Raw genomic sequence first — 24,256 nt, 5'->3', positions numbered from 1 at the left:
AAGAGGTAGAGTATATGCTAAATGTAATAGATTTATTTTGTGGGTGTGGAGGATTAAGTCTTGGATTTAAACTTGCTGGATATAATATAGTTGGTGGTGTAGATATAAATAAAGACGCAATTGATACATTTAATGCTAATTTTTCAAATGCAAAAGGTATTTGTTTTGATTTATTGAAAATGGATAGTGATAACATAGTTAAAGCTTTTGGAGATTTAAAAAACATAGATGTGATTATAGGAGGGCCACCTTGTCAAGGCTTTTCTTCAGCTAATAGATATAAAAAAGAAGAAGAGGATGATAGAAACAAATTGTTTTTCGAGTTTGTTAAGTTTGTAGATTTGGCAGAACCTAAAGCAATAGTTATTGAAAATGTTAGAGGAATAGTAACAAGCAATAATGGATATGCAAAAGATAGAATTTATGAAATATTTGAAAGTAGAGGATATGAAGTTAATCACCAAATTTTAGATGCATCATTATATGGTGTTCCACAAAAAAGACTTAGAAACTTTTTTGTAATTACAAAAGGAATAAAATTTGACTTTGAATTGTTAAGGAAAAAAGAGAATATTGTAACTGTAAGAGAGGCGATAGGCGAACTATATAATTATGATAAAGAGTCTATAAAAGAAGCCTATAAAATTAATACTATAGCAAAAACTGAATATCAAAAGTATTTAAGAAATGAAGAAAATATTATTTATAATCACGAAATAAAGTATCCTGCAGAAATTGTACAAAAGAGAATGTCATTTGTACCTCAAGGTGGAAATTGGAGGGATATTCCTCAAGAATTATTTGAAAATAATAGAAGTAATAGACATTCTTCAGCTTTTAAGAGATTAAACGAGAAAGACACATCAGTTACTATAGATACTGGAAATGCACACAGTAATTATTTTCACCCAATCTATAATAGAATACCTACAGTTAGAGAAGCTGCTAGGTTACAATCATTTAATGATGCTTTCATATTTAAAGGTTCAAGAACAGCTCAATATAGACAGGTTGGAAATGCAGTTCCGCCATTATTGTCTAAAGCAATAGCAGATGCATTAAAGGAGGTACTAGGGGATGAATAAACCAAAAATTTTAGATTTGTTTTGTGGTTGTGGAGGTTTAAGCTTAGGATTTGAAAATGCTGGTTTTGAAGTAGCGTTGGCTATAGACATATGGAAAGATGCTATTGAAACATATAATAGGAATCATTCTAAGCCAGTAGCTATATGCAAGGATATACATGAATTAGATAATAATTATTTAAGAGACTTTTCTCAAAAGGAAAATATAGTAGGAGTAATAGGAGGGCCACCTTGCCAAGGATACAGTACTGTAGGAACTAGAGATGTAAATGACCCTAGAAATCATTTGTATCTAGAATATTGTAGGGTAGTTGAAGCTATAAAGCCTAAATTCTTTGTTATTGAGAATGTAAAAGGATTATTAACATTAAATAATGGTATGTTTAAAGATGATATTATAGATAGATTTAGTAAATTAGGATATAATATTTCTTTTAAAGTTCTAAATGCATCAAATTATGGAGTCCCTCAAAATAGGCAAAGGGTATTTTTTGTAGGTCTTAAGGATGAAGAATTTGATTTTCCTGTAGAAAAGGATTATAAAGTATCAACATTTGAAGCACTAAGTGATTTACCATCATTAGATACAATGAAAGAATGTTTAGAAATATATCCATATGAAGATGATGAAGTAAATGAATATCAAAAGTTAATGAGAAAAGATAGTAATATGATTTATAATCATAATGAAACTAAGCATACAGAACAAACTAAAAATATTATTTCTATGATTAAAGATGGAGGTAGAATATCAGATTTACCAGAGGAATATTGGGGAATAAGAAAATATAATAAAGCTTTTCAAAGAATGAATAGTAAAGAACCATCACATACTATAGATACAGGTCATAGAAATTATTTTCATTATAAAGAAAATAGAGTTCCTTCAGTAAGAGAATGTGCTAGAATACAGTCATTTCCTGATAAATTTATTTTTATAGGAGCAAAAACAAGTCAATATAAACAAGTTGGTAATGCAGTTCCACCATTGTTGGCAGAGGAAATTGCTAAGCAAATAAAGAAATATATAAGTAATAAAGCAAAGTAGTTTAAACTTTGCTTTATTTTTTTTGTACTATATAATTATAGAGAGTGGATAAAGGAGGGGATAAATATGAAGTTAAAACTAGAGGGGTGCTCTAATGCTGGATTTAGTTTAACTGATATTAGAAAAGAACAGATATTGGAATTATCTGAGTGGATTATAAATCACACAGAAGATAAGCCAAAAACATACAAACAGATACAAAATGAAATACAAATAGAATGTAAACACCTAGATTCATCAAAGGTGCGAATGTTAGTTCCATTTCTAAGAAAAATGGGGTATGTTAATAATGAAGGTTTTGAACAAAAAAATTCATTAATATCTTTAAAAGAATTTATTACGGATGAAGGGAAATGTTTTATTGAATACTTAAAAATGACCTCTAAAATTATGCAGCTAGAGCAAAGAGATATAGAAAATAAGATAGAAGAAATAGATGGGCTTTTTAACATGATTAACATGATAAATTTAATAAGTAATGGTGAAGAAATATATATAGATACGATAGAATTTCTAAAAAAGTACAGAACTATGGATAAGAATGAGTTCTTTATAATGACGACAATGAAGAAGAGACATGAAGGTGAAGAGTATATAAAAATGTTAGATAAAGCTATATGCAAATATAGAGGGGGTATCTTTAAAAGAATTGAAATTGTAAAACACCAAAATGCTTATAATTATGTAAAAAGCTTTTTAGTTGAAACTAATTTAATAATACAATCAGAAAATTCTATAAGATTAAATGATAAATATTTAAATATTATAAGTAAAATGATGTAGGAGAACAATGCTATGGATGTAAATACTAATATAGTTGATACAAAAGAAGTTATTAAAACAGAGATTGTAAATCAACTGGATAATATTAAAAAAATGTTAATAAATGATAAAAAAGAATATAGTAATATTGAGGAGATAAAAATTAATAAACCTCATAATAGAATAATATTTGGAGCACCAGGAACTGGAAAAAGTTATAAAATAAATAAAGAAATAAAAGAAAATAATTTAAAAGAGTTATCTAAAAGAGTAACGTTCCATCCGAATTACACATATTCACAATTTATAGGGACTTATAAGCCAATTAGTAAATCATTTATAGAAAATGGTATAGAGAAAGAAGTGATATCATATCAATTTGTACCAGGAATTTTTTTAAATGTTTTAATTGAAGCTTTAAAAGATGAGAATAAAGGAATTCCACATGTATTAGTCATAGAAGAAATTAACAGAGCTAATCCAGCAGGAGTATTTGGAGATATATTCCAGTTATTAGATAGAAATAGTGATGGAAAAAGTACGTATACAATAAATATGCCTACAGAGATGAAAAAGTACGTGAATAGCGAATTAGGAATTGATTCTGACAATTATATAGATGAATTATATATACCTAATAATATGTATATTTGGGCAACTATGAATAGTGCTGACCAAGGTGTATATCCAATGGATTCTGCTTTTAAGCGAAGATGGTCATTTGAATATATAGGAATTGACAAAAATGAAAAAGAGTTAAAAGGTAAGAACTATGAATTTATTAGATTAAAGGATAAAGATAACACTTATTCTGTATATGAATGGAATATGGTAAGAAAGGCTATTAATAAAAAACTTAAAGTAGATGGAAAAATAAATGAAGACAAGCTTTTGGGGCCATTTTTCTTAAGTAAGACAGAATTATTGAAATGTAAGGATAGTCAAGAAGAGTTTGATGAGATATTTAAGAGTAAGGTTTTAATGTACCTATATGAAGACATATTGAAATATAAGAAAATAGATTTTTTTGTTGAAGGTGTACAAACGTTATCGGATATAATGAACGCATATGATGATGGAAAAGTATTTAATTTTGAAATAGAAAAGACACAAATAGAAGGTGATAACTACAAATTAGAAGTTGCTGAGGAGCAAAGTTCTTACCAGACAAAGGAGTAGTTTGAGCGATGATATTATTAAAGGAGCTTAGACCTTATTCAGAAAAAGAACTGATGGATAAGTTAGAAGTAGAAAATGATGATTTTCAAAAGATAATAAAAATATTAGATTACAAAAAAATATTAAAATATAATTATAGAGGGGAAATACAATTCTCATATGTTGGAATAGTTCTAGTAAAGGGTAAGGCTATTTTTATTTTTCCAAAGTATGTACAATGTAAAAATGAAGCAAATGAAATACAATCATTAAAGCAAATTATAAAGCTTCTAAATGAGTTTAGTGCAAGAGAAAAATTAGATAAGAATAATTTGGAAAGTTTTTCTTTAGAACAAGAAACATTAGAAGATAATTTAATACCTATAATTTGTTTTTTACTAGAGGACTATATTGAAAATAATATATATGAAAATGAAGTAGATTCGACTGAAGTAAATGGAGATGGTGAAATTAATTGGGATAAAACTATAGAGTTAGTTGACCCAATAGTAATAAATAATCAATGGTTTTACTCGGATTTAATTACTAATAGAAGTAGAATTGATAATGATAGATATATAACTAGATTACATGGAGCTATAATAAATGAATGTATGGAATTTTTAACGAAGACAGGTCTAAATTCTATTCTAACATATAATGTAGATAATATAGAAAATTCACTTGAAGATTTAGATGAAGTGGATAGAATAGAGAGAGAAATTGAAAATGAAATGATGGTACAATTTAATGATAGAAAGAAAAGAGTACTACAGGCTATAAAGGCATACATAGCTAAAAGAAGTGATACAAGTGAAGTAAATCTATTATTATATGGTACAAGAAACTTTAAGTGGGTTTGGGAAGTAATATGTGGATATGTATTTGATAATGAGTTCGTAAAGAATGGCAGGAAGAGTAAGTATAAAATTTATGAAATAGAGTCTCCAAAATGGTATATTGATAATAGAAACAACTTAGAAAATGATAATTCAAGTGAATATGAAATGCAAAAAAATAGGCTAACCCCTGATATATTAAAAGTAGTGGTACATGAGAATATTAGATGTCTGTTAATTTTAGATGCAAAATATTACAATTTGAGAATTGAAAATGAATATTTAAAAGGTAATCCAGGTGTGGATGATATTACTAAACAATACTTATATCATACTGCATTAAAGTCATATATAGAGAAGAATAATATTACAAAAGTTATAAATGCATTTTTATTGCCTTCTGAATTAAAAACTTATGTACAAGGAGAAGTTGTATTAGATTTCATGAAACAATTTTCAGATATTAACATAAACTTAATTAAACTTAATGTAGATGAAATTATAAATATGTATTGTGGATATAAAAAATATAATTTACAATATTTTATTTCTATGATAGATATATGGAATAAAAAGATAGATTAGTACTTAATAGAATTATAAATATATATTATTTTAAAGATAATAAGTATTTGCAATTAGTAGGGGGCAATGTTGATGAATAGCGAAAGAAATTTATTGTTACAGTTTCTTCAATGGAATGATAGAAATGGATGTTATACAGATGAAAATTGCGATTTAGAGGAAGTACCAAGAATGACATATGAAGATGCAGTAAAGTATTTCTTTGGAGTAATGAATGATGATTTTTATTATAGTATAGCTGATAATATTTTTGAATTGTCTTATGATGAAGTAATTAAATATGCTAAAGATAATAACTTATATGATTCAACTGGATTGGTTATAATTAATTAGACATAAATTATTCGGTCAAGATATAATATTAAAAATTATACAAGGAGAAATATTATGGCTAGAAAATCAACAAATTACACTGATGAGTTTAAAAAGCAAATAGTTGCATTAAAACAAAATGGCAAATCTACAGCAGACATTTCAAGAGAATATGACATAGCAAAATCTACAATAAATAAATGGGTAAAAGATTATAACAATTCTGGTTCTTTCAAGGCCAAAGATAATCGTACCGATGCAGAAAATGAACTAATACGTTTAAGAAAAGAAAATAAACAATTATTGATGGAGAATGATATTTTAAAGCAAGCAGCGCTGATAATGGCACGAAAATAGAAATTATTTTATCAAATAAGGAAAAGTACAGTATCAGCGCAATGTGCAGAGTTTTAAATATTCCTAGAAGTTTAGTATATTATAAAAGAAAAATTAGAGTATGCAATACTAAACTTGAAAATGCAGTTATTTCAATATTTAGAGAAAGTAAAAATAACTATGGAACAAGAAAAATAAAAGTTGAACTTAAAAAGCAAGATATAATAGCTTCAAGAAGAAAAATACGCCAAATAATGAAGAAATATAGGTTGATTTCAAATTATACTGTAAAACAGTATAAGGTACATAAATCTAAATGTAATGAGGAAAAAATTGATAATGTTGTACATAGAGAATTTAATGACAGAGAAGATTTAGAAATAGTAGTAAGCGATTTAACATATGTTAATGTTTCAGGAAAATGGCATTATATATGCTTATTAATTAACCTATTTAATAGAGAAATTGTTGGCTATTCTGCTGGTCCTAATAAGGATGCTAAGCTAGTATATGAAGCATTTATGAATTCTACAATTAATTTAAAGAAGGTAAAGATTTTTCATACAGATAGGGGCAATGAATTTAAAAATAAAATTATTGATGAACTTCTTGATACTTTTGAAATAGAAAGATCTTTAAGCAAAAAAGGATGTCCTTATGACAACGCCGTAGCGGAAGCAGGATATAAAATAATAAAGACTGAATTTGCATTTGATAGGATTTTTGAAAGTTTGGAACAATTAAAATTAGAATTAAGAAGTTATGTTCTATGGTATAACAACAAACGCATACATAGTGCTTTAGGTTATATGACACCAGTAGAATATAGAATTTCTAATATGACCGAATAATAACTGTATAAAAAAGTGTTGACAATCCAAAGTATATCAAGACTAGGAAGAAGTCTTAAAGATCTTATAGAGCAGCTAGTTAATAAAGGGGTAAGAGTTATCATAATAAAAGGAGGAATAGATACCTCTTCAAGTGTATATAAACTTTTACTTGCTGTATTTGGTGGAATATCAGAGCTGGAAAGAGAAACAATTCAAGAGAGAGTGCTGCAAGGAGTAGAAAAGTGTAAAATTACAGGAAAAACAAAAACAGGGAGATGGTTTGGCAGAGAAGTGAAAACTTTATAATCATTGCCTAAAGATTTTAAAAAGTATTATTAAAAGATGATAAATAAAGAGATAACAAAAGTTGAAATGGCAAAGTTGCTTGGATGTGGCAGAGCAACATTATATAGATGGATTAAATTATATGAAGGCTGATTATTGAAATTTGGGCACCTAGTACCTGCACCCGAAAAATGACAGGTTATCACTGTAAATTTCTAAGCTTATAGCCGTCTCTCGGCAAGCTCGAGCCATCTATAAACTAAGAAATTTATCAGATTAAACTAGCCATTTATTCGGGTACCCGCAGGGGTGCAGTAAAAAATACCACCATGTAAAATAAGGCCCACTTGGACTACCCCAGGGGTGGTCCACCTTGTACAAGCGGTTGTACAAGGACGTTTATGATAAATACAGAAATAATTATTCCTGAGCCTAAAGGTTGATAGTAGTGTAAATTTGTATATAACTCATAATAAAAATAAAAAAATATCTCATATAGTTCTTATGAGGTGATAAATCATGAGTAAATTAAATTTACTAGCAATAGACATAGGTCATAATGTTAACTACGACACTGGAGCAAACGAAATAAGAAACGAAGATGAATTAAACAGACTAGTAGGACAAGCTTTAATTAACAAATGTACTAATGTAGGAATAAAGGCTATTAATTGTACTCCAAGTACTGCATCAAGTCTTAGTGATTCACTAAAGAAAAGATGTAATACAGCCAACAATAACAATGCAGATTTCTTTTTATCAATACATCATAATGCAGGTGGTGGTCATGGAGCAGAAGCATTAGTTTATAAGGAAGGTTTAGGCTCACAAGTAGGTAATTCCATCCTTAATAATTTAAGTGATTTAGGATTAACCAACAGAGGAGTAAAGATTAGAAGAAATCTAGCTGTTTTAAGAAATACAAATATGCCAGCTCTGCTTATGGAATGTGCATTTATAGATAGTAGCAGAGATATGAGTAATTATGATGTTAATGCAGTAGCAGAATGCATATTTAAAGGAATATGTTTAGTATTTCACATAGCAAGTATATCAGATTCAGAATATTATACAGTTGCTAAAGGGGATACTCTATGTAGCATTTCAAGAAGATATGGTGTAAGTGTTAATGATCTTGTAAGAATTAATGGAATTACTAATCCTAATTTAATTGTAATTGGACAAAAGATATTAATAAGATAAATTAATAATATTGAAAATAAAAAAGATTATATATAAGGAATTAACCTAATATATAATCTTTTTATTTAGGCAATAATAAATGTTTTTTCAGTTCTTTTAATTAATGATGCAGAAACTTTAGTTTGTAAAAAGCCTTTTTTGGTTTTGAAAACTTTTCTAGATATAATTTCATCCATAAGATTATTAACTTCTATATCATTTATATCGGATTTTATTCCATCAATTGATAAAGTAACTTTTTCACTAGAAGTAGTTTTAAATATCATAACAAGAGAATAAATCATTATTTTCACCTCCATCATTAATTCTCAGAAAGTGTGTATGATTCTACTATTTCTGTGCCAATTATACTTCCTTGTAATACATTTTTAAAAGCATTTGAGATAGCTATTAAATCTTCTTCTGTTGCATTGGGATAGATATTGGTAAAAGATTTTTTCTGTATTATTGCTTCACCGATACTGTTATAGCCTGTCTGAATTTTAAAAGCAAGTGTAACAGATTGAAGATACTTTTGTGTCATAATAATCAACTCCTTTATTTATTTTTAGTAATATTAATAAGTGCTTGAATTGAATTATTGAGTTCATTGAAGGAAGTTGCTAAAGAAGACATTTGTTTTTCTAATCTTATTAATACATAAGCAGTAACAGCAACAGGAAAGCCTATGTTAGCAACCATATTTAAAAAATCATTCATTTCCATAGAATCAACTCCTTTAAGGTTTTATACATTTAACAAAGATATATGATTTTACATAAAAAGAATATTAATAAATTTCATCTTGACATATATACCCTATATGCATAGGGGTTGCTAAGGTCCATCAGTAATTATTGTTATGAAAGTATCTACTACATTATTTTTTATTAGTTATTAAAGTATATTTTTTATGGACAATTAAACAGTTTAGCATATAGGGGGATTATTTTAATTTTAAGTATAGATATTTGTACTTTTTATTATTTGTTTTGTGAATATGTCAAGAAGAAATTTAGCAACATATAAATATAAAAATATGTATTTATAAGAATTTAAAAATAAATATTTTTATGAAATACCTAGGACACCCCTGGGGCAGTCCTAGGTGTACAAGCTGTGCAATAGCTTGTACATGGCTTTGGCGAAAGATAGACATGGGTATGCAAAAGTAGCCTATATTAATGATCCGGAATGAGTGGATGTATTAATATAGGCTGCTTTGCTTGTAGAAACTATTATCCGATACCTGCAGCGACCTTATGCAACAGCTTGTATAAGGTGGACGCCACTGTGGTTGTCCAAGCTGCAGAATTTCTTTGGACAAACGTTTGTCCAAAGTGGACTCCCCTGGGGTTGTCCATAGGTTAAAAGGAAGATTATCTAATTTTCTTTTTAGAAGCAATTGCTATAATACAAGAAATAGTCATTACAGTAATAGTAAGTGGAATATTACATAAGTTATTAGTTGATGAAGAACTATTATCAGTATCACCGTTATTATTAATTTTATAGTCTGAAGGTAAAGCCTTAAAAATTAATTTGTGATCAATATATTCGCTTGTATTATAGGTATTTACATATTCCTGAGTTGTAGAATTCTTATATCCGTAAATTATTAAATTTTTATTGCAGTCCCAAAAAGGTCCTTCTGGACTTATCATAGCATTATCGCATAATATAGTTACTGATTCAATGTTTTTGCATGATGTGAATATTCTATCACCAAATTTTTTGACATTTTCGGGAAAAACTACAGATAATAAATTATTACATTCTGAAAATGCATCATCTGAAATACAAGTTACCGTATTTGGAATGGTAATTTTGTCTATTAAATATGGAACGATAACTAATTTTGATACATCTTTATTATATACAATTCCATTAATACTAGTATATTTAGGATTATTGTTATCTACATTAATTTTAGATAAATTATAACATTTATAAAATGCAACAGGTGAAATAACTTCTACACTACTTGGAATTGATATAGTTGATAAGTTGGGACAATTTTGAAAACTAGAAGTATATAGACGTTTTACTGTATTGGGAATTACTATAGTTTTAAATTTACAATTGTTAAATGCACCAGAGAGTGTAGTTACGGGCATACCATTTATGTATGAAGGAATAGTTACTGAAGAATCATCACCATGATAACCAGTTATCATAATAGTATTATCTTGCTGAATAGAATAGTCAAAATCATTATATGATTTTTTTGAATTTTGTATAGCAGCAGGTTGTGTTTTAATTTCTATTTTTGGCGTATCAGTAGTTAGGTTTGTTTGAATATTAGTTGCTGGGGTTGATGTAGATTCACTTGCATTTACTTTAATTGTAAAGACATTTCCGATAATAAGTAATGATAAAATAATTATTTTTATGAAATTAGATTTTATATTCATAGTATTCACTTCCTATTTTTATTGTTTATATATGTATTATCGTAGAGTAATTCGTAAAAAATAACTATAATTTGATGTAGTGTTAAAATATTATAAATTATTTAATATTATTAATAAAAAATTTTCTCTATTAATTATAAGATATGAGTATTTTGAATTAATGTAATAAGACGATAGAGTAATAATAGGATATGTATAAGGGAAGGAATTTGTATTAAAAATGTATTTAAAGAAATATTATCATTAATGCAAATGTAAATTTGGGATTACAGTTAATTAGGAGATGTTATGAAAAAGAAGAAGCTTATGTTTTCAGAAAAATATAAAAGAATAAATAGAATATATGATATTATTGATGCCTTTAATATTTTTGAAATATTAGAAATGGACGGATTATCAAAAATCAAAGAATATATTGATGATCAAATGAATTATTATAGTACATTAAATTTTCAAATACGAACATTGAAAGAAAAATTTTATCATGGGAAAATATATATTATTAAAGGAAAAGAATTGATTGCATAATTATTGGATCATCTAATGTTAGTGCAAGTGCATTTAATGGCAATTATGAGCTAAATGAATTAATACTATGTCATAAATGTGTAAATCAGTATCAGGATTAGTTTGATTTATTATGGAGTAAATGTTATTCCATAGATATTGTTAATCCTGATAGAATTGTATGTATAGATGAGAGAAACTATAATAATTCTATTTATGATATAGTTAGTGTTGACAAAAAATATATATATGATACGGTAATGAGTAAAATAAATGATTCAGAAGTCTTAAGAAGATTTGAAATTTGGAGTATTAAGGAACCAGATGAAATATATATTGATTTAAATATTAATAGCCTACATAAATATATTGCGTTTATATATTATAAATATAATTTGATTGTGTTGGATTCTATATACAGTAATAATGGATATTATTTTTTTTACGATTATACAATTAATGATTTAATAGATTTAACAAAGAATGCCACCAAAGCTGAAATATTTAAAATTGCATCAATGAAAAAACATGGTTATCATATTTCAAATATAGAAAAATTACATGGTAACATTGAAAAAATATTTATTAGGAGCTAAGTATATTATCTTTTAGAAATAAACATGATATAAAAGAAAATTTTTTAGTGCAAACTATTGAAGTCATAATTGTGATTGAAGTATTAGTTATATTAAAAATACCTAGGACTCCCCTGGGGCTGTCCTAGGTGGCCTAGCCCTTTAGGGCTTGGACATGGCCTTGATATAAAAATAGAATTACGAATGCAAAAGTAACTGATATTAATGCCGCGTGGTAGTGCGTGTATTAATATCAGTTGCTTTGCTTGTAGGCACTTTAACCGAAAAACTTGAGCTTAAGATTTGATAAAAATATTTTTATGGGGTAGCGAAAGAGCTTCTTGGGACAATCGCTTGTCCAAAGTGGACTCCCCTCGGGGTTGTCCACAGATAATTATTAGCAATGAATATCTATATTATTTTATGTTCTTTTAGTTTCAAGTAAATAGTTCTATAAGGCTTATAATTGCCTCTAAGAAGTCTTTTTATTGTTGCAGTTGAAGTATTAAGTACTCTAGCACAATCACTTAGTGTGTAATTATTAGCATTTTTCCATGTTCTTAAGGCAGAAGGAATATGATCATATTCTTTAATTAATCTTTTATGGTGTTTCTTAAAGATACCTTTATCTTTAAATTTTTTATACATATCATATGAAAGAGATTGACGTCCATTGCATAATCTTTTTAGTGTTGAATCAGTAACATTAAAAATCTTTGCACATTCTGAGAAACTATATTCATTACATGTTTTCCATTCCTTAAATTTCTCTTCTGGATGATTAAAGTGCCAATAATAATAATCTCCGAAATATTTTATATCTATATTTAGAAAATTGCATATATCTTTAATAGAATTAGGAATAGGATATAATGCATCTTCTTCCCAAGATTGTATTGAACTTTCATGGTGTCCAATTGATTTTCCAAATTGTATTCTATTCATATTATGCTGCTTTCTTACTTTTCTTATTCTTTGTCCTAAAGTATCTTCTGGTAGTGAAGCGAATATTGTTTTATAAACTTCAAAAGATATTGGTGGAAATAAATGTGAAAATGTTGCAAGTGAGTTTAGTGTGCAGGTGCAAATTTTGCTAGCAGTCCTGACAGAATTTTGATACATTGTCTGGATCCGGTATTTGTATGTGAAAAAATTGCCTACACATCTATTGGTAGTGTTATTTCTATTACAGATGTTGTGGAGAGTACAATAACTGGTAAAGATGGAATCGGCGGTATACAAACAAGGGGAAAATATAGAGAAGGATACCCTAGATCAGTCTTTTTATGATTTTTATAAAATTTTAAAAGAGTTGCGTATAAATTATATTATTAAGTAAATACTAATATAGTGAGTATTTTTTGTTAAAAATATTGACATTATAATAGTGTAGTGATAAAATAATATATTTTGCTTGACATATAGCAAAAAACGTTGTAAAATATTGTATAGGAAAGAGGGTGTTTTTTTGGAAGGAATTAGAACAATAGAGTGTATAAAAAAGGATATTGAAACTCATTTAGGTGATAAGGTTACCTTGAAAGCAAATGGTGGTAGAAAGAAAATTTTAATTAATGATGGAATAATAGAAGGAATATATCCAAGTATATTTGTCGTAAGATTAGAGGACGACACCCAAAGAACTGTAACTTACAGTTATTCAGATGTATTAACTAATACTGTGCAATTAGTATTCCCAAGTTAATATGAAAGTTATTTCAATAAGGGCTGTTTTAATGTAAAATTAAATACATTAAAACAGCTTTGTTGTTTATAAAGAAAAATTTGAGGTGCAATAAGTTTATGAATGAAATATCAGAAGAAATACTTTCTCTGAAAAGTAAATTGGAAAATAATCCTATAGATATAGAAAATAGTTTAAAACTTGCCTATCTTTATGAGGAATCTAATGAGTATATTAAAGCTGCAAAAATATATTGCTTTTTAGGGCAATTTTCAAGTGAAAAAGATTTTTTGAAGAACAAATTAACAGATTGTATATATGAGTGTGGTAAAACAAACCAAAAACATATAAATATAGTTTTAGATGAAATTTCTTATATTTCATCTCCAGTTAATGTATTTCCTGTGTTTTGGAAATTTTATCTTGATAAAAATGGAAAACTCAATTTTAGAATAGAACTCTTTTTATTTAAATTTTTAAATAAAAAAAATTCTCTATATAATCAATTTGTATGTGTTCATAATTTATCTTATAGTGGAAATGCATATAATACTGCAATGGTTCTTAATAGGTCCTTAAGAGGTGATATGCATTATAATATTAAATGTGAAATTGTTGAAGCTTACATTTCTAGAAGTACGGAAACAAATAATGATTTAAGTATTTTACCTATAGCGACCACTAAAGCAAATCAAATAGTAGAGTTTTGTTATAAAGATTTTAAAGGTGAAAAGAAATTAAATCCTTATGAATTTCATTATTTTAGGATTAATAAAAATATGATTATAAAGTCAAAAAATAATATTATATTTGGAAAACCAATAAAATTAGGTCATAGTAGTACAAGAAAAAAACTTATTTTAGACATATTTATTGATACATTATCTTTTAAATATATACAAGATAATTCTTTTAAAGATGTACAGGAAATATATTCTTTTTTTAATAAAGGTATAATATTTTCGCAAAATTATACAATAGGTGAATATACAAGACCTGTTGTATCTGGTATGAGAAGTGGCTTTTATACATATAAGAATGGCATGTTTAATGATAAAGTTAATACAAAAATAAATGAAAAATATAAGCTTACAGCACAATTAATGCAGGAACGTGGTTATATGACAGCAGAATTTTCAGGAGATATTGGTCAGCCTTCAGGTGATTTATTAAGAGGTTTAAATAGAGTTATTGTTCAAAATGGTCATAACTATAGGGTAGCTGAAATTATAGAAGATACAATAGACCATTTAGAAAGCTTTAAAGAATGTGATAATTATGTTAGAATCTCACTTTTAGATATTCATAGAGCAATAGAAGAAAAAGTAAACAGAAATATATTAACAGAAGTACAGGTACCTATTAGCAAAAGATTTGAAAAAGGAAGCGGATCAAATAGTGTATTTGAAAAAAGTACCACAGAAAAGCAATACGAATATAAAAATACAATAAGAAAGGTTGATAGATATTTAGGTATATTATTTAAATATATTTTACAAAATTATAAAGAAAATGAATTTTTAATTACATTAACATCTGATCATGGAGCTATGATGCTTGACAATGAAGATTATCTTTTGAAAGATATTCATACAAATACTGCATTAATGGTAAGAGGGGGGAATATACCTAAAAAGGGTTTATATAATGAGGAGTTAACAAGTGTCATAGATCTGTATTCTATAATAGATACATATTCATATACATATAATTATAAAAGGGATGTAAATGATTCGAATTTGCCTAGTATACTTGGAGGTAAAAAAAGAGAGTATGTTATTTCTGAATCATTATATCCAGGACAGACATACAAAATAAGTATAAGAAATAGAAAATATGAATTTAGGTTAGAAACAAAAGAAAAAACTAACTATAACGGAAAAATTAATATTGGGAATTTTAATAGCATTATATACTTAAGAAACAATAAACAAGTAGTAAAAGATAAAGAAATAGAAAAATATTTTATGGATATATTTATGAATCATATAAGAGGTCAAATAATTAAGAACATTAATAAAAGATAAAAAAAGAAAGATGGTGGGTATCCATCTTTCAACTATGGTATAAAAGGGTATTGAGAATTTATGAGAGGTTATATGGTCAATAACCATCTTTATAATACGATATACATATAATAATGTCAAGCCCATTTCATAAAAAAAGTTAAAAAAATGTTCATAAAATTAATAAAAAGTTTTTTATTTTACATTTAATTGAATTTATATGATTAAATGTAATAAAATTTAATTATAAGTATATATATATAATATATGTTTGTGGGAGGGATATTTTTATGCCTAAAATAGATGTTGTAAAGAAAAATATAAGTTTTGAAAAGCTTGTTAAGCAAAACAACACTTCTACAGTATTAAAAAATGAATATTTAATACCAGACACTCATCCAGATGCTGAAAAAATATTAATAATTGATCCTAAAGCAACAATAATTAATAAAGAAATACTATCTGACAAAATTTTAATTGGAGGAAAAATAGAATATAATGTGATTTACATACCTAGAGAGGATAATTGTCCTGTAAATTCCGTAGAATATTCTGAAGAATTTACCAGTTATTTAGAGATATCTAATAATAGTGGTAAGATAAGATGCGATGCAAATTTTGAAATTGAGCATATGAAATTTAGAGTGATGAATGAAAGAAAGATAGAAGTTGAATGTGTAATAAGAACTAATTATGATGTATATTTATCTTCAGATTTTGATTTCGTAGAAGGAATAAACGGTGATAAATCATTAGAGCTTTTAAATAAAAAAACAAAAATAAATAGTATTGTTTATGACAAAGAATTAGATATAGTAAGCAAGCTTATTATGAGAGTGCCCATGGATAAACCTGAAATAAGTAAAATATTAAAAGCTTCATTAACTCTTCATAAAAAAGAAGTAAAATTAGGTGAAAACAAGATATATTTAGGTTGTTATTGCAAAATTGTTATATTATATATGGATAATGACAATAGTAATATATATTCAATAGAGGATGATATGTATATATCTAAAGAAGAAGATATGGATGGGATTTTTCAAGAAATGATTCCTATAGTTTCTTATGAAATAGAGAACAAAGATATAACATTTGAAAGTGATGATCTGGGAGAATCAAGAGTTATTAATCTAGAAGTTTTAGTTAAATCTAACTTAAAAATATTTTTTGATGAAGAAGTATCTACAGTTGATGATGCATATTCCACAAAATATATGCTTGATATAAATAAAAATCGTTATGATTTGGGGATGCTAAAAGGAACACAGACAATTGAATCAATTATAAGAGATAGTATTAATTTAAAGGAAAATCAAGAAAGACCTGAGAGCATAATATTTACAACTGGAAAAGTAATAATAAATGAAAAAAATATTACTATAAACAAGCTTACAATCGAAGGTGTTATTAATGCAGAGGTTTTATATAAATCTTCAGGAGAAAATATATCATACTCAGCTATAAATGGTATAATTCCATTTTCATCATCAATTGATATAGCTGGAATTAATGGAGATATGAAATCAATTGTATTATGCAGCATAGAGAATATTGAAGGAACCATAGAATCAAATAATATTGCTCTTAAGATAACTTTATCTATAAGTGCAAAGGTATTTTCAGAAGAAAGTAAAGTATTTATTTCAGATGTATTAGAATCAGATGAAGATATTAAAGATAAAAAATCAAGCATTACCATATATGTTGTTGGAAAGGGAGATACATTATGGGAAATTGCAAAGAAGTTTAATAGTACTGTAGATGCAATTACAAAAATAAATAATATTGATAATGCTGATATGATTTATCCAGGTGAAAAGATATTAATTCCTGGAAGAGCAATATTTTAGCTAATTAATAGAGCGCAAATAGCGCTCTTTTTTTATTTTTTTGAATAAGATTTGTATTGTTAGGATAGAATAAAAAATGCATGATTGAGGTGATTTTATGTCTGAACAATTAATTGGAAATTTAATTATTATTGGAGGAGCAGAAGACAAAGAAAATAAAAAAGATATTTTGAAAAAAGTTTGTAGTTATATAGATTGCAACAATGATTTATTGGTTATTGCAACTGTAGCAACAGAATATCCTAAAGAAGTAGCCAATAAATATAAAAAGGTATTTAGCTCGTTAAATGTTAAAAATATTGATGTTTTAGATATTGCATCAAGAGAAGATTCTTACAAAAATAAAAATATTGAAATAATAAATAAAGCAAAACTTATCTTTTTTACAGGAGGAGATCAGCTTAGAATTACAAGTTTGATAGGTGGCACTCCTATATTTGAAAAATTACAGCAAAAGCTTAATGAAGGTACTTATATTGTTGGAACTTCTGCTGGAGCATCGGTTATGAGCAATACAATGATATTAGAAGGAAAGGATCAAGAAGCTCCTAAGAAATCATCCATACAAATGTCTCCAGGTTTTGGTTTTATAAAAGGAGTAATAATAGATCAACATTTTGATCAAAGGGGAAGGATAGGAAGACTTTTATCAATTATTGCTCAAAATCCAGAAGTTTTGGGGATAGGAATAGATGAAAACACAGCTATTATTGCAAACTATAAAGATGAAATTCATGTTATAGGTGAAGGGGCTGTATATTTTGTGGATGGAAGTAATATTACATATACAGATGTATCAGATCAAAATGATAATAAAGTTCTTAGTATATTTAATATAAGGCTTCACGTTTTAAAAAATGGAGATAAATTTAGTATATTTAAAAAAGCACCTATTAAGGAGGAAACAATTTAAAAATGAAAATAATCAATAAAAGAATATTTACTGGTAAAAATATATATTCATATAAAAAATGTATAAGAATAGATGTTGATTTATGTGGTTATTGTGAGGTGCCAAGTAAAAATATAAAAGGATTTAATAATGGACTTTTAAAATTAATTCCAGAACTATATTCTCACAGGTGTGGAATTGATGAAGAAGGTGGATTTGTTAAAAGACTAAATGAAGGAACATATTTAGCTCATATATGTGAACATATAATAATAGCTATTCAAAATAAAATTGGTATTGATGTATCCTATGGAAAGGCTAGAGAAATTAATGGTGATATATATTATATTGTATTTGAATATATGTACCAAAATACAGCAATGGAAGTGGCACGACTTGCTATAGATATAATAAATTCATTAATTAATGGTGAACATATTAATTATGATGCTAGAATAAAAATTTTAAATGAAATTCTTTCAAATGAAACAATAGGACCTAGTACATTATCTATTATACAGTCTGCTAAAAGATATGGAATGCCTGCCTTTGAGTTAGAAGATAGTGGCTTTTTTCAAATAGGATATGGAAAACAGGGAAGAGTAATTGAAGCAACTATAGGTTCTAGTACTAGTTGTGTAGCAGCAGATATTGCTTCTGACAAGGTTCTAAGTAAAAAATTATTATATAATCAAAATATACCTGTGGCAAAAGGAACTAGAGTGTATAACATAATAAACTTATTAAAAGAAGTTGAAGAAATAGGCTATCCTGTTGTGTTAAAGCCTAGATATGGGAGCAAGGGTAAAGGTGTTATTTTAAATATAAAAAATGAGCAAGAACTTGTAAGAAAATATAATGCTTCTCGTAAGTTATATAAAGATTTAATTGTTGAAAAATATATAGAAGGTAATGATTATAGAGTTTGTGTTGTAGATTATAGTGTGGTTGCAGTATCTCATAGAATTCCTCCATATATTATTGGAGACGGAATTCATAATATAAAATATTTAATTATGAAGTTAAATGAAGATCCTATGAGAGGAATAGATCATGAAAAGCCATTAACTAAAATAAAGATTGATAATGAGATGCTTATAGAATTAAAAAATAAAAATATGAGTTTATCATATATTCCTAAGAAAAATGAAAAAATTAACTTAAGAGAAAATGGAAATATATCTACTGGAGGAATTGCAGTAGATTGTACTGATATTATTTGTGAAGAAAATATTGATATATGTATAAGAGCAGCTAGAGCAATTGGACTTGATATATGTGGTATAGATATAAAAACAAAGGATATAAGCAAACCTATTTACAATGAAGGAGTTGTGGTTGAAGTAAATGCAGCACCTGGAATTAGAATGCATAAGTTTCCACATAGAGGCAAATCTATTGATGTTGGAGAAGCGATAGTTAAAGAACAGTATAATGGTATTCCTAAAAATATTCCTGTTATATCTGTAACTGGTACTAATGGAAAAACAACTACAACTAGATTAATTAGTCATGTTTTAAGTAGTGCAGGATATAAGGTAGGAATGACATCTACTGATGGAATATATATTGATGGAAAATGCATAGATACTGGAGATGATTCGGGATATTATAGTGCAAAAACAATTTTGCTAAATAAGGAAGTAGAAGCTGCTGTACTTGAAACTGCTAGAGGTGGTATTATAAAAAATGGTTTGGCTTATGATGTTGCAGATGTAGCAGTGCTTACTAATATTACTGAAGATCACTTAGGATTAAATGAAGTAAATAGTATAGAAGATTTAGCATTTGTAAAATCATTAGTAGTTGAAGCTGTTAAGGAAGAAGGATATGCAGTAATAAATGCTGATGATAAATATAGCAGATATATTTTGCCCCGAATAAAATGTAGGAAAATATATTTTTCAATGAATTGTGAAAATCCTTTAATAAAAAAATCTAATAAAGAAAAGGATAGTATATCAGTATATGTTTTGAATAATGAAATAGTAGCAAGTGAAAACGGAAAAATAAAGAAAATAGCTTCTATAAATAGTATTCCTATAACATTAAATGGTATGTTAGAATTTAATATTGAAAACTCATTAGCTGCCTGTAGTGCACTTATAGCTATTGGGATTGATTATATGCAAATAGCAAGAGGGTTAAAAACATTTAAATTAGATTCCAATTTTAATTCGGGAAGGTTTAATATATTCAATGTAGATGGAGTAAAAGTTGTTCTTGATTATGGTCATAATATAGAAGGATATAAGTGCGTATTGAAATCTTTGACCAAAATAAGAAAAAAAGAAATCATTGGAATAATTGGAGTACCAGGGGATAGAGAAAATTCTCATATAGAAGAGATTGGGAAAATATGTACTAAAACTATAGATAAAATAATTATTAAAGAAGATAAAGATAGAAGAGGAAGAGAAAAGGGGGAAGTTGCTAAAATTTTAGAAAAAGCAATAAAACACAATAAAAATAAAAAATGCATGGTATGTTTAGATGAAGTAGAAGCTTTAAAAAGGGCACTTAATATAGCTGTTAAAGATGATATTATTGTTGTATTTTATGAAAAATTAGAACCTTTAATTGAAGTTATAAAAAGTTATGATGAAAATTATTCAAAGTTAAATTTAGCAAGTTCTTAATAATAAGAATAAAAACCTTTCTTGTGGTTATACTCATAATTACAAGGAAGGTGTTTTTATGAGAAGAATGAGTTTGAATTTTTTATCAACAATAAGTATAGTTTTAATTGTTTTATTATTAAACGGTTGTACAAGCTTTAATGCATTAGATGTAAAAAAATCTAAATTTAATAATGTAGTGGAATATAAGTATGAGGATGTTAAGAATACAGTTATAAGATTTCATGTTATTGCTAACAGCGATAAAGAGGAAGATCAAAAAATAAAATTAGAAATTAAGGATAAAATAATTAATTATATTTATCCGTTTTTACAGAAATCAAATTCTATAGAAACTTCTAGAAATATATTAAATAGCCAGAAGGAAAATATTCTAAATATTGCTAGTGAAATATTATTAGAAAGTGGTTATAATTATAAAGCAAATATTGAATTTTCTAGAGAAAATTTTCCAGAAAAAAGCTATGGAAATATAATTTTACCTCAAGGTGAGTATGAAGCATTTAGAATAATACTTGGAGATGGTAAAGGAAAAAATTGGTGGTGTGTAATGTTTCCACCAATGTGTTTTATCGATGTAACAAAAGGAAAAATAGAGGAGGATAAAAGTAAGGAAGAACTTGATGCTGTTATAGAAAATGCTAATAGGTCTCAAAATAATGATACTAATAACATAAAAATAAAATTTAAAATATTAGAAATATTTAAGTGATATTTTCTCATATCTTGATGTGTTTTTTAAGCTATGCTACAATTAAAAATAGACGTTTATGGAGGAAAAAGTATATGAAAAGAAAAGCGTATGCCAAAATTAACATATCTTTAGATGTTATTGGAAAGAGAGAAGATAATTATCATTTACTTAAAATGATAATGCAAAATATAGACTTATACGATGAAATTGATATAAAGAAGGTCAAAGAAGGTATAACAATAAGATGTAATAAATCTTTTGTGCCAGTTGATGAACGTAATTTAGCTTATAAAGCAGCTAAGTTATTTATAGATACTTATAACATAAATGAGGGAGTAGATATTTATATAAATAAAAATATACCAGTATCTGCTGGTCTTGCAGGAGGTAGTACCGATTGTGCTGCTGTTCTTGAAATATTAAATAAAATGTTTAATGTAAATGCAAACCAAAAAGAACTTATGGAATTAGGTGTTAAACTTGGTGCTGATGTTCCTTACTGCATATGTAAAGGTACAGCTTTATGTGAAGGAATAGGTGAAAAAATAACTAAGCTTAAACCATTTAGAAATCAAATATTAGTTCTTGTAAAACCGCCATTTGCAGTGTCAACAAAAGAAACTTATAAAGCATTTGATATAAATAAAGCAAAAATTCATCCAAATACAGAAAAAATCATCAAATATATGTCAAAAAATAATTTAAGAGCAGTTTGTGATAATATGAAAAATTTATTAGAAAATGTTACTCTTAGAAATAACAAAAGTATTATACAAATTAAAAGAAGTATGATAAATTATGGAGCAGTTGGATCAATGATGAGTGGAAGTGGTCCTACAGTATTTGGTTTTTTTGATGATATGTTAAAAGCACAAAAATGTTATGATGATATGAAGAAAAAGTATGCAGATACTTTTATAACTAGGACAATATAAATTATAAATATACGGAGGTACAAAAATGACAAGAGCATTAGCTATGATGTCAGGAGGTCTTGACAGTACACTTGCAGCAAAATTAATAAAAGATCAAGGAATAGAAGTAATTGGAATATGCTTTAAATCATATTTTTTTGGAGAAAAAAATGCATTAAGAATGACTAAACAAATTGATATTCCATTAGAAGTAATAGATTTTTCCAAAGAACACTTTGAGATGGTTAAAAATCCGGAACATGGAAGAGGAAAAAATATGAATCCATGTATAGATTGTCACGCAATGATGATGAAGTATTCAGGAGAACTTTTAAAAAGGTTTGATGCTGATTTTATAATAACAGGAGAAGTTTTAGGTCAAAGACCAATGTCTCAAAACAAACAGGCATTAAATACAGTAAAAAAGATATCTGGATATTCTGATAAAATATTAAGGCCACTTTGTGCAAAAAATTTAGAACCAACAGAAATGGAAAAAAATGGTCTTGTTGATAGAGAAAAGCTTCTTAATATTTCGGGCAGAAGTAGAAAGGTTCAAATGGAATTGGCTGAGAAATGGAATATAAAAGATTACCCATCTCCAGCAGGAGGATGTAAGCTTACAGAACCTAATTATTCTATTAGATTAAAAAAAGCTCTTGATATAGATGAAAATGTAAGCCCTAAAACTTTGAAATTATTAAGCTTTGGAAGACATTTTTTAACACCTGATAATACTACAATTATTATTTCAAGAACAGGTGATGAAGGAGAAATAATTAAAAAAATAATTGATCAAAATGATACTGTATTTATACCTTCTAGTCATATGGGAGCAATGGCAATTATAGAAGGAGATACTTCAAAGGAAAATGAAGAATTAGCATGTAGGTTAGTTTCAAGATATAGTAAGGGAAAAGATGAACCATATGTTACTGTTAAATTTGGAAAGTTTGGAACTAAATTCAAAAATGAATTAACTGTAAAACCAGCAGATGAAGAGCTTATTGCTAAATATTTATTAAAATAGTAGTTTTTATGGAGGGGAAAATGAAAAAAAAAGCATTAGTAAAAGTTGTAAGCAATGCTAATATACAAGATGAGGACTTAATAGAAGTTATATCACCAGGTATCTTTGAAGATATTGAAGGTGGTTATAGAACTATTTATGAAGAAACAGAAATATCAGGCATGGATGGAACTTTAACTACAATATACATGTATGAAAATAAGGTGGTTCTAGAAAGAGTTGGGAGTACATCAACTAAAATGGTATTTGCTTTAGATGAACCAGCAGTAGCTTTATATAATACTCCATATGGAATGCTTGAATTAACTATAAGCACTGAAAAATTAGATGTTGATATAGATGAAAATGGTGGCAAAATCTATATTGAATATGATATGGCTGTAGCAGGTCAAGAGCCATTAAGAACAAAATTAAATCTTTCTATTGAGGCAAAATAATATTGCATCATTAATAATATTTCATCATTGTATTTTGAAAGATCAAATACAATGATGTATTATTAATTATACATTGAAAAAAATGGTATTTAGTGATATACTAAATGTGTAAAATATCAAATCATATTACAAATCAAATCGTAAAATTCCTATTTTCTTTTTAATAAAATTCCAAAGGATAATAAT

At 26.9% G+C, this 24,256-nt stretch carries 26 protein-coding genes and 1 pseudogene; 22 read left to right on the top strand and 5 right to left on the bottom strand.

Annotated features, from left to right (window positions below):
• Window positions 1-14 precede the first annotated feature (14 nt).
• From ACTNAO_RS05435 to ACTNAO_RS05390, 10 genes are all read left to right on the top strand, one after another.
• Window positions 15-1,085, top strand: coding sequence for a DNA cytosine methyltransferase (locus tag ACTNAO_RS05435; RefSeq protein WP_441027728.1), 1,071 nt, complete (start codon window positions 15-17; stop codon window positions 1,083-1,085).
• A complete protein-coding gene (locus ACTNAO_RS05430) occupies window positions 1,078-2,133 on the top strand; it encodes a DNA cytosine methyltransferase (protein WP_441027727.1) in 1,056 nt (351 codons plus the stop codon). Before ACTNAO_RS05435 ends, ACTNAO_RS05430 begins: the two co-directional genes overlap by 8 nt.
• Before the next feature lie 66 nt (window positions 2,134-2,199).
• Window positions 2,200-2,916, top strand: a complete 717-nt coding sequence (locus tag ACTNAO_RS05425; protein ID WP_441027726.1) for a hypothetical protein — start codon at window positions 2,200-2,202, stop codon at window positions 2,914-2,916.
• Window positions 2,917-2,928: 12 nt separating this feature from the next.
• Window positions 2,929-4,074: an AAA family ATPase gene (locus ACTNAO_RS05420; RefSeq protein WP_441027725.1), complete on the top strand. Its 1,146-nt coding sequence runs from the start codon at window positions 2,929-2,931 to the stop codon at window positions 4,072-4,074.
• 8 nt (window positions 4,075-4,082) lie between these two features.
• Window positions 4,083-5,477 (top strand): LlaJI family restriction endonuclease, encoded by a 1,395-nt coding sequence (locus ACTNAO_RS05415; RefSeq protein ID WP_441027724.1) that lies wholly within the window; start codon window positions 4,083-4,085, stop codon window positions 5,475-5,477.
• Window positions 5,478-5,549: 72 nt separating this feature from the next.
• Window positions 5,550-5,810, top strand: a complete 261-nt coding sequence (locus ACTNAO_RS05410; RefSeq protein ID WP_441027723.1) for a hypothetical protein — start codon at window positions 5,550-5,552, stop codon at window positions 5,808-5,810.
• A gap of 54 nt (window positions 5,811-5,864) precedes the next feature.
• Window positions 5,865-6,976, top strand: a protein-coding gene (locus tag ACTNAO_RS05405; protein ID WP_441027722.1) for an IS3 family transposase whose coding sequence is annotated in 2 segments (ribosomal slippage) — window positions 5,865-6,111 and window positions 6,111-6,976 — 1,113 coding nt in all. Because the reading frame shifts where the segments join, the coding sequence is not laid out codon by codon here.
• Between the two features lie 15 nt (window positions 6,977-6,991).
• A complete protein-coding gene (locus ACTNAO_RS05400) occupies window positions 6,992-7,264 on the top strand; it encodes a recombinase family protein (RefSeq protein WP_441027721.1) in 273 nt (90 codons plus the stop codon).
• A 36-nt stretch (window positions 7,265-7,300) separates the two neighbouring features.
• On the top strand, window positions 7,301-7,396 hold the full coding sequence (locus tag ACTNAO_RS05395) for a helix-turn-helix domain-containing protein (protein ID WP_441027720.1): 96 nt from the start codon (window positions 7,301-7,303) through the stop codon (window positions 7,394-7,396).
• A gap of 366 nt (window positions 7,397-7,762) precedes the next feature.
• Window positions 7,763-8,446, top strand: coding sequence for an N-acetylmuramoyl-L-alanine amidase (locus ACTNAO_RS05390; protein ID WP_441027719.1), 684 nt, complete (start codon window positions 7,763-7,765; stop codon window positions 8,444-8,446).
• 65 nt (window positions 8,447-8,511) lie between these two features.
• Here ACTNAO_RS05390 and ACTNAO_RS05385 read toward each other — a convergent pair whose 3' ends face one another.
• From ACTNAO_RS05385 to ACTNAO_RS05370, 4 genes are all read right to left on the bottom strand, one after another.
• Window positions 8,512-8,730, bottom strand: a complete 219-nt coding sequence (locus tag ACTNAO_RS05385) for a DUF2922 domain-containing protein (RefSeq protein ID WP_441027718.1) — start codon at window positions 8,728-8,730, stop codon at window positions 8,512-8,514.
• Between the two features lie 17 nt (window positions 8,731-8,747).
• Window positions 8,748-8,969 carry a DUF1659 domain-containing protein gene (locus tag ACTNAO_RS05380; protein WP_441027717.1) on the bottom strand — a complete coding sequence of 74 codons (222 nt, stop codon included), beginning with the start codon at window positions 8,967-8,969 and terminating at the stop codon, window positions 8,748-8,750.
• Between the two features lie 14 nt (window positions 8,970-8,983).
• A complete protein-coding gene (locus ACTNAO_RS05375) occupies window positions 8,984-9,151 on the bottom strand; it encodes a YvrJ family protein (RefSeq protein ID WP_441027716.1) in 168 nt (55 codons plus the stop codon).
• 653 nt (window positions 9,152-9,804) lie between these two features.
• On the bottom strand, window positions 9,805-10,839 hold the full coding sequence (locus ACTNAO_RS05370) for a leucine-rich repeat domain-containing protein (protein ID WP_441027715.1): 1,035 nt from the start codon (window positions 10,837-10,839) through the stop codon (window positions 9,805-9,807).
• A gap of 288 nt (window positions 10,840-11,127) precedes the next feature.
• Here ACTNAO_RS05370 and ACTNAO_RS05365 point away from each other — a divergent pair, with 288 nt between their 5' ends.
• Together ACTNAO_RS05365 and ACTNAO_RS05360 are read left to right on the top strand one after the other, a co-directional pair.
• Complete coding sequence (locus ACTNAO_RS05365; protein WP_441027714.1) at window positions 11,128-11,367, top strand: hypothetical protein; 240 nt, start codon at window positions 11,128-11,130, stop codon at window positions 11,365-11,367.
• Between the two features lie 239 nt (window positions 11,368-11,606).
• Window positions 11,607-11,942 carry a hypothetical protein gene (locus ACTNAO_RS05360; protein ID WP_441027713.1) on the top strand — a complete coding sequence of 112 codons (336 nt, stop codon included), beginning with the start codon at window positions 11,607-11,609 and terminating at the stop codon, window positions 11,940-11,942.
• A 390-nt stretch (window positions 11,943-12,332) separates the two neighbouring features.
• Here ACTNAO_RS05360 and ACTNAO_RS05355 read toward each other — a convergent pair whose 3' ends face one another.
• Entirely contained in the window at window positions 12,333-13,043 is a 711-nt protein-coding gene (locus ACTNAO_RS05355) for a helix-turn-helix domain-containing protein (protein ID WP_441027712.1), read from the bottom strand.
• On the opposite strand from ACTNAO_RS05355, the pseudogene ACTNAO_RS05350 reads away from it, so the two are divergent.
• From ACTNAO_RS05350 to ACTNAO_RS05305, 10 genes and pseudogenes are all read left to right on the top strand, one after another.
• Window positions 12,999-13,211: pseudogene (locus ACTNAO_RS05350) on the top strand (sporulation peptidase YabG); the annotation flags it as partial. The gene ACTNAO_RS05355 and the pseudogene ACTNAO_RS05350 sit on opposite strands and share 45 nt — an antisense overlap.
• A gap of 178 nt (window positions 13,212-13,389) precedes the next feature.
• On the top strand, window positions 13,390-13,626 hold the full coding sequence (locus ACTNAO_RS05345; protein WP_441028328.1) for a Veg family protein: 237 nt from the start codon (window positions 13,390-13,392) through the stop codon (window positions 13,624-13,626).
• 98 nt (window positions 13,627-13,724) lie between these two features.
• A complete protein-coding gene (locus ACTNAO_RS05340) occupies window positions 13,725-15,632 on the top strand; it encodes a sulfatase-like hydrolase/transferase (RefSeq protein WP_441028326.1) in 1,908 nt (635 codons plus the stop codon).
• A 269-nt stretch (window positions 15,633-15,901) separates the two neighbouring features.
• A complete protein-coding gene (locus ACTNAO_RS05335) occupies window positions 15,902-17,464 on the top strand; it encodes a DUF3794 and LysM peptidoglycan-binding domain-containing protein (RefSeq protein ID WP_441028324.1) in 1,563 nt (520 codons plus the stop codon).
• A gap of 97 nt (window positions 17,465-17,561) precedes the next feature.
• Window positions 17,562-18,377: a cyanophycinase gene (locus tag ACTNAO_RS05330; RefSeq protein ID WP_441028322.1), complete on the top strand. Its 816-nt coding sequence runs from the start codon at window positions 17,562-17,564 to the stop codon at window positions 18,375-18,377.
• A 2-nt stretch (window positions 18,378-18,379) separates the two neighbouring features.
• Complete coding sequence (gene cphA, locus ACTNAO_RS05325; RefSeq protein ID WP_441028320.1) at window positions 18,380-20,995, top strand: cyanophycin synthetase; 2,616 nt, start codon at window positions 18,380-18,382, stop codon at window positions 20,993-20,995.
• Window positions 20,996-21,053: 58 nt separating this feature from the next.
• Window positions 21,054-21,707: a stage II sporulation protein R gene (gene spoIIR, locus ACTNAO_RS05320; RefSeq protein WP_441028318.1), complete on the top strand. Its 654-nt coding sequence runs from the start codon at window positions 21,054-21,056 to the stop codon at window positions 21,705-21,707.
• Window positions 21,708-21,781: 74 nt separating this feature from the next.
• On the top strand, window positions 21,782-22,624 hold the full coding sequence (gene ispE / locus ACTNAO_RS05315) for a 4-(cytidine 5'-diphospho)-2-C-methyl-D-erythritol kinase (RefSeq protein WP_441028316.1): 843 nt from the start codon (window positions 21,782-21,784) through the stop codon (window positions 22,622-22,624).
• Window positions 22,625-22,649: 25 nt separating this feature from the next.
• Window positions 22,650-23,633 carry a tRNA 4-thiouridine(8) synthase ThiI gene (locus ACTNAO_RS05310; protein ID WP_441028314.1) on the top strand — a complete coding sequence of 328 codons (984 nt, stop codon included), beginning with the start codon at window positions 22,650-22,652 and terminating at the stop codon, window positions 23,631-23,633.
• A 20-nt stretch (window positions 23,634-23,653) separates the two neighbouring features.
• Window positions 23,654-24,070, top strand: a complete 417-nt coding sequence (locus ACTNAO_RS05305; RefSeq protein WP_441028312.1) for a DUF1934 domain-containing protein — start codon at window positions 23,654-23,656, stop codon at window positions 24,068-24,070.
• The last annotated feature ends 186 nt before the right edge of the window (window positions 24,071-24,256 follow it).

This window comes from Clostridium sp. HCP1S3_C6 (genome assembly GCF_052066735.1).
GTDB lineage: Bacteria > Bacillota > Clostridia > Clostridiales > Clostridiaceae > Clostridium.
Note: the sequence above shows the minus strand (reverse complement) of the source record. Positions and strands in the feature narration are given on the sequence as shown.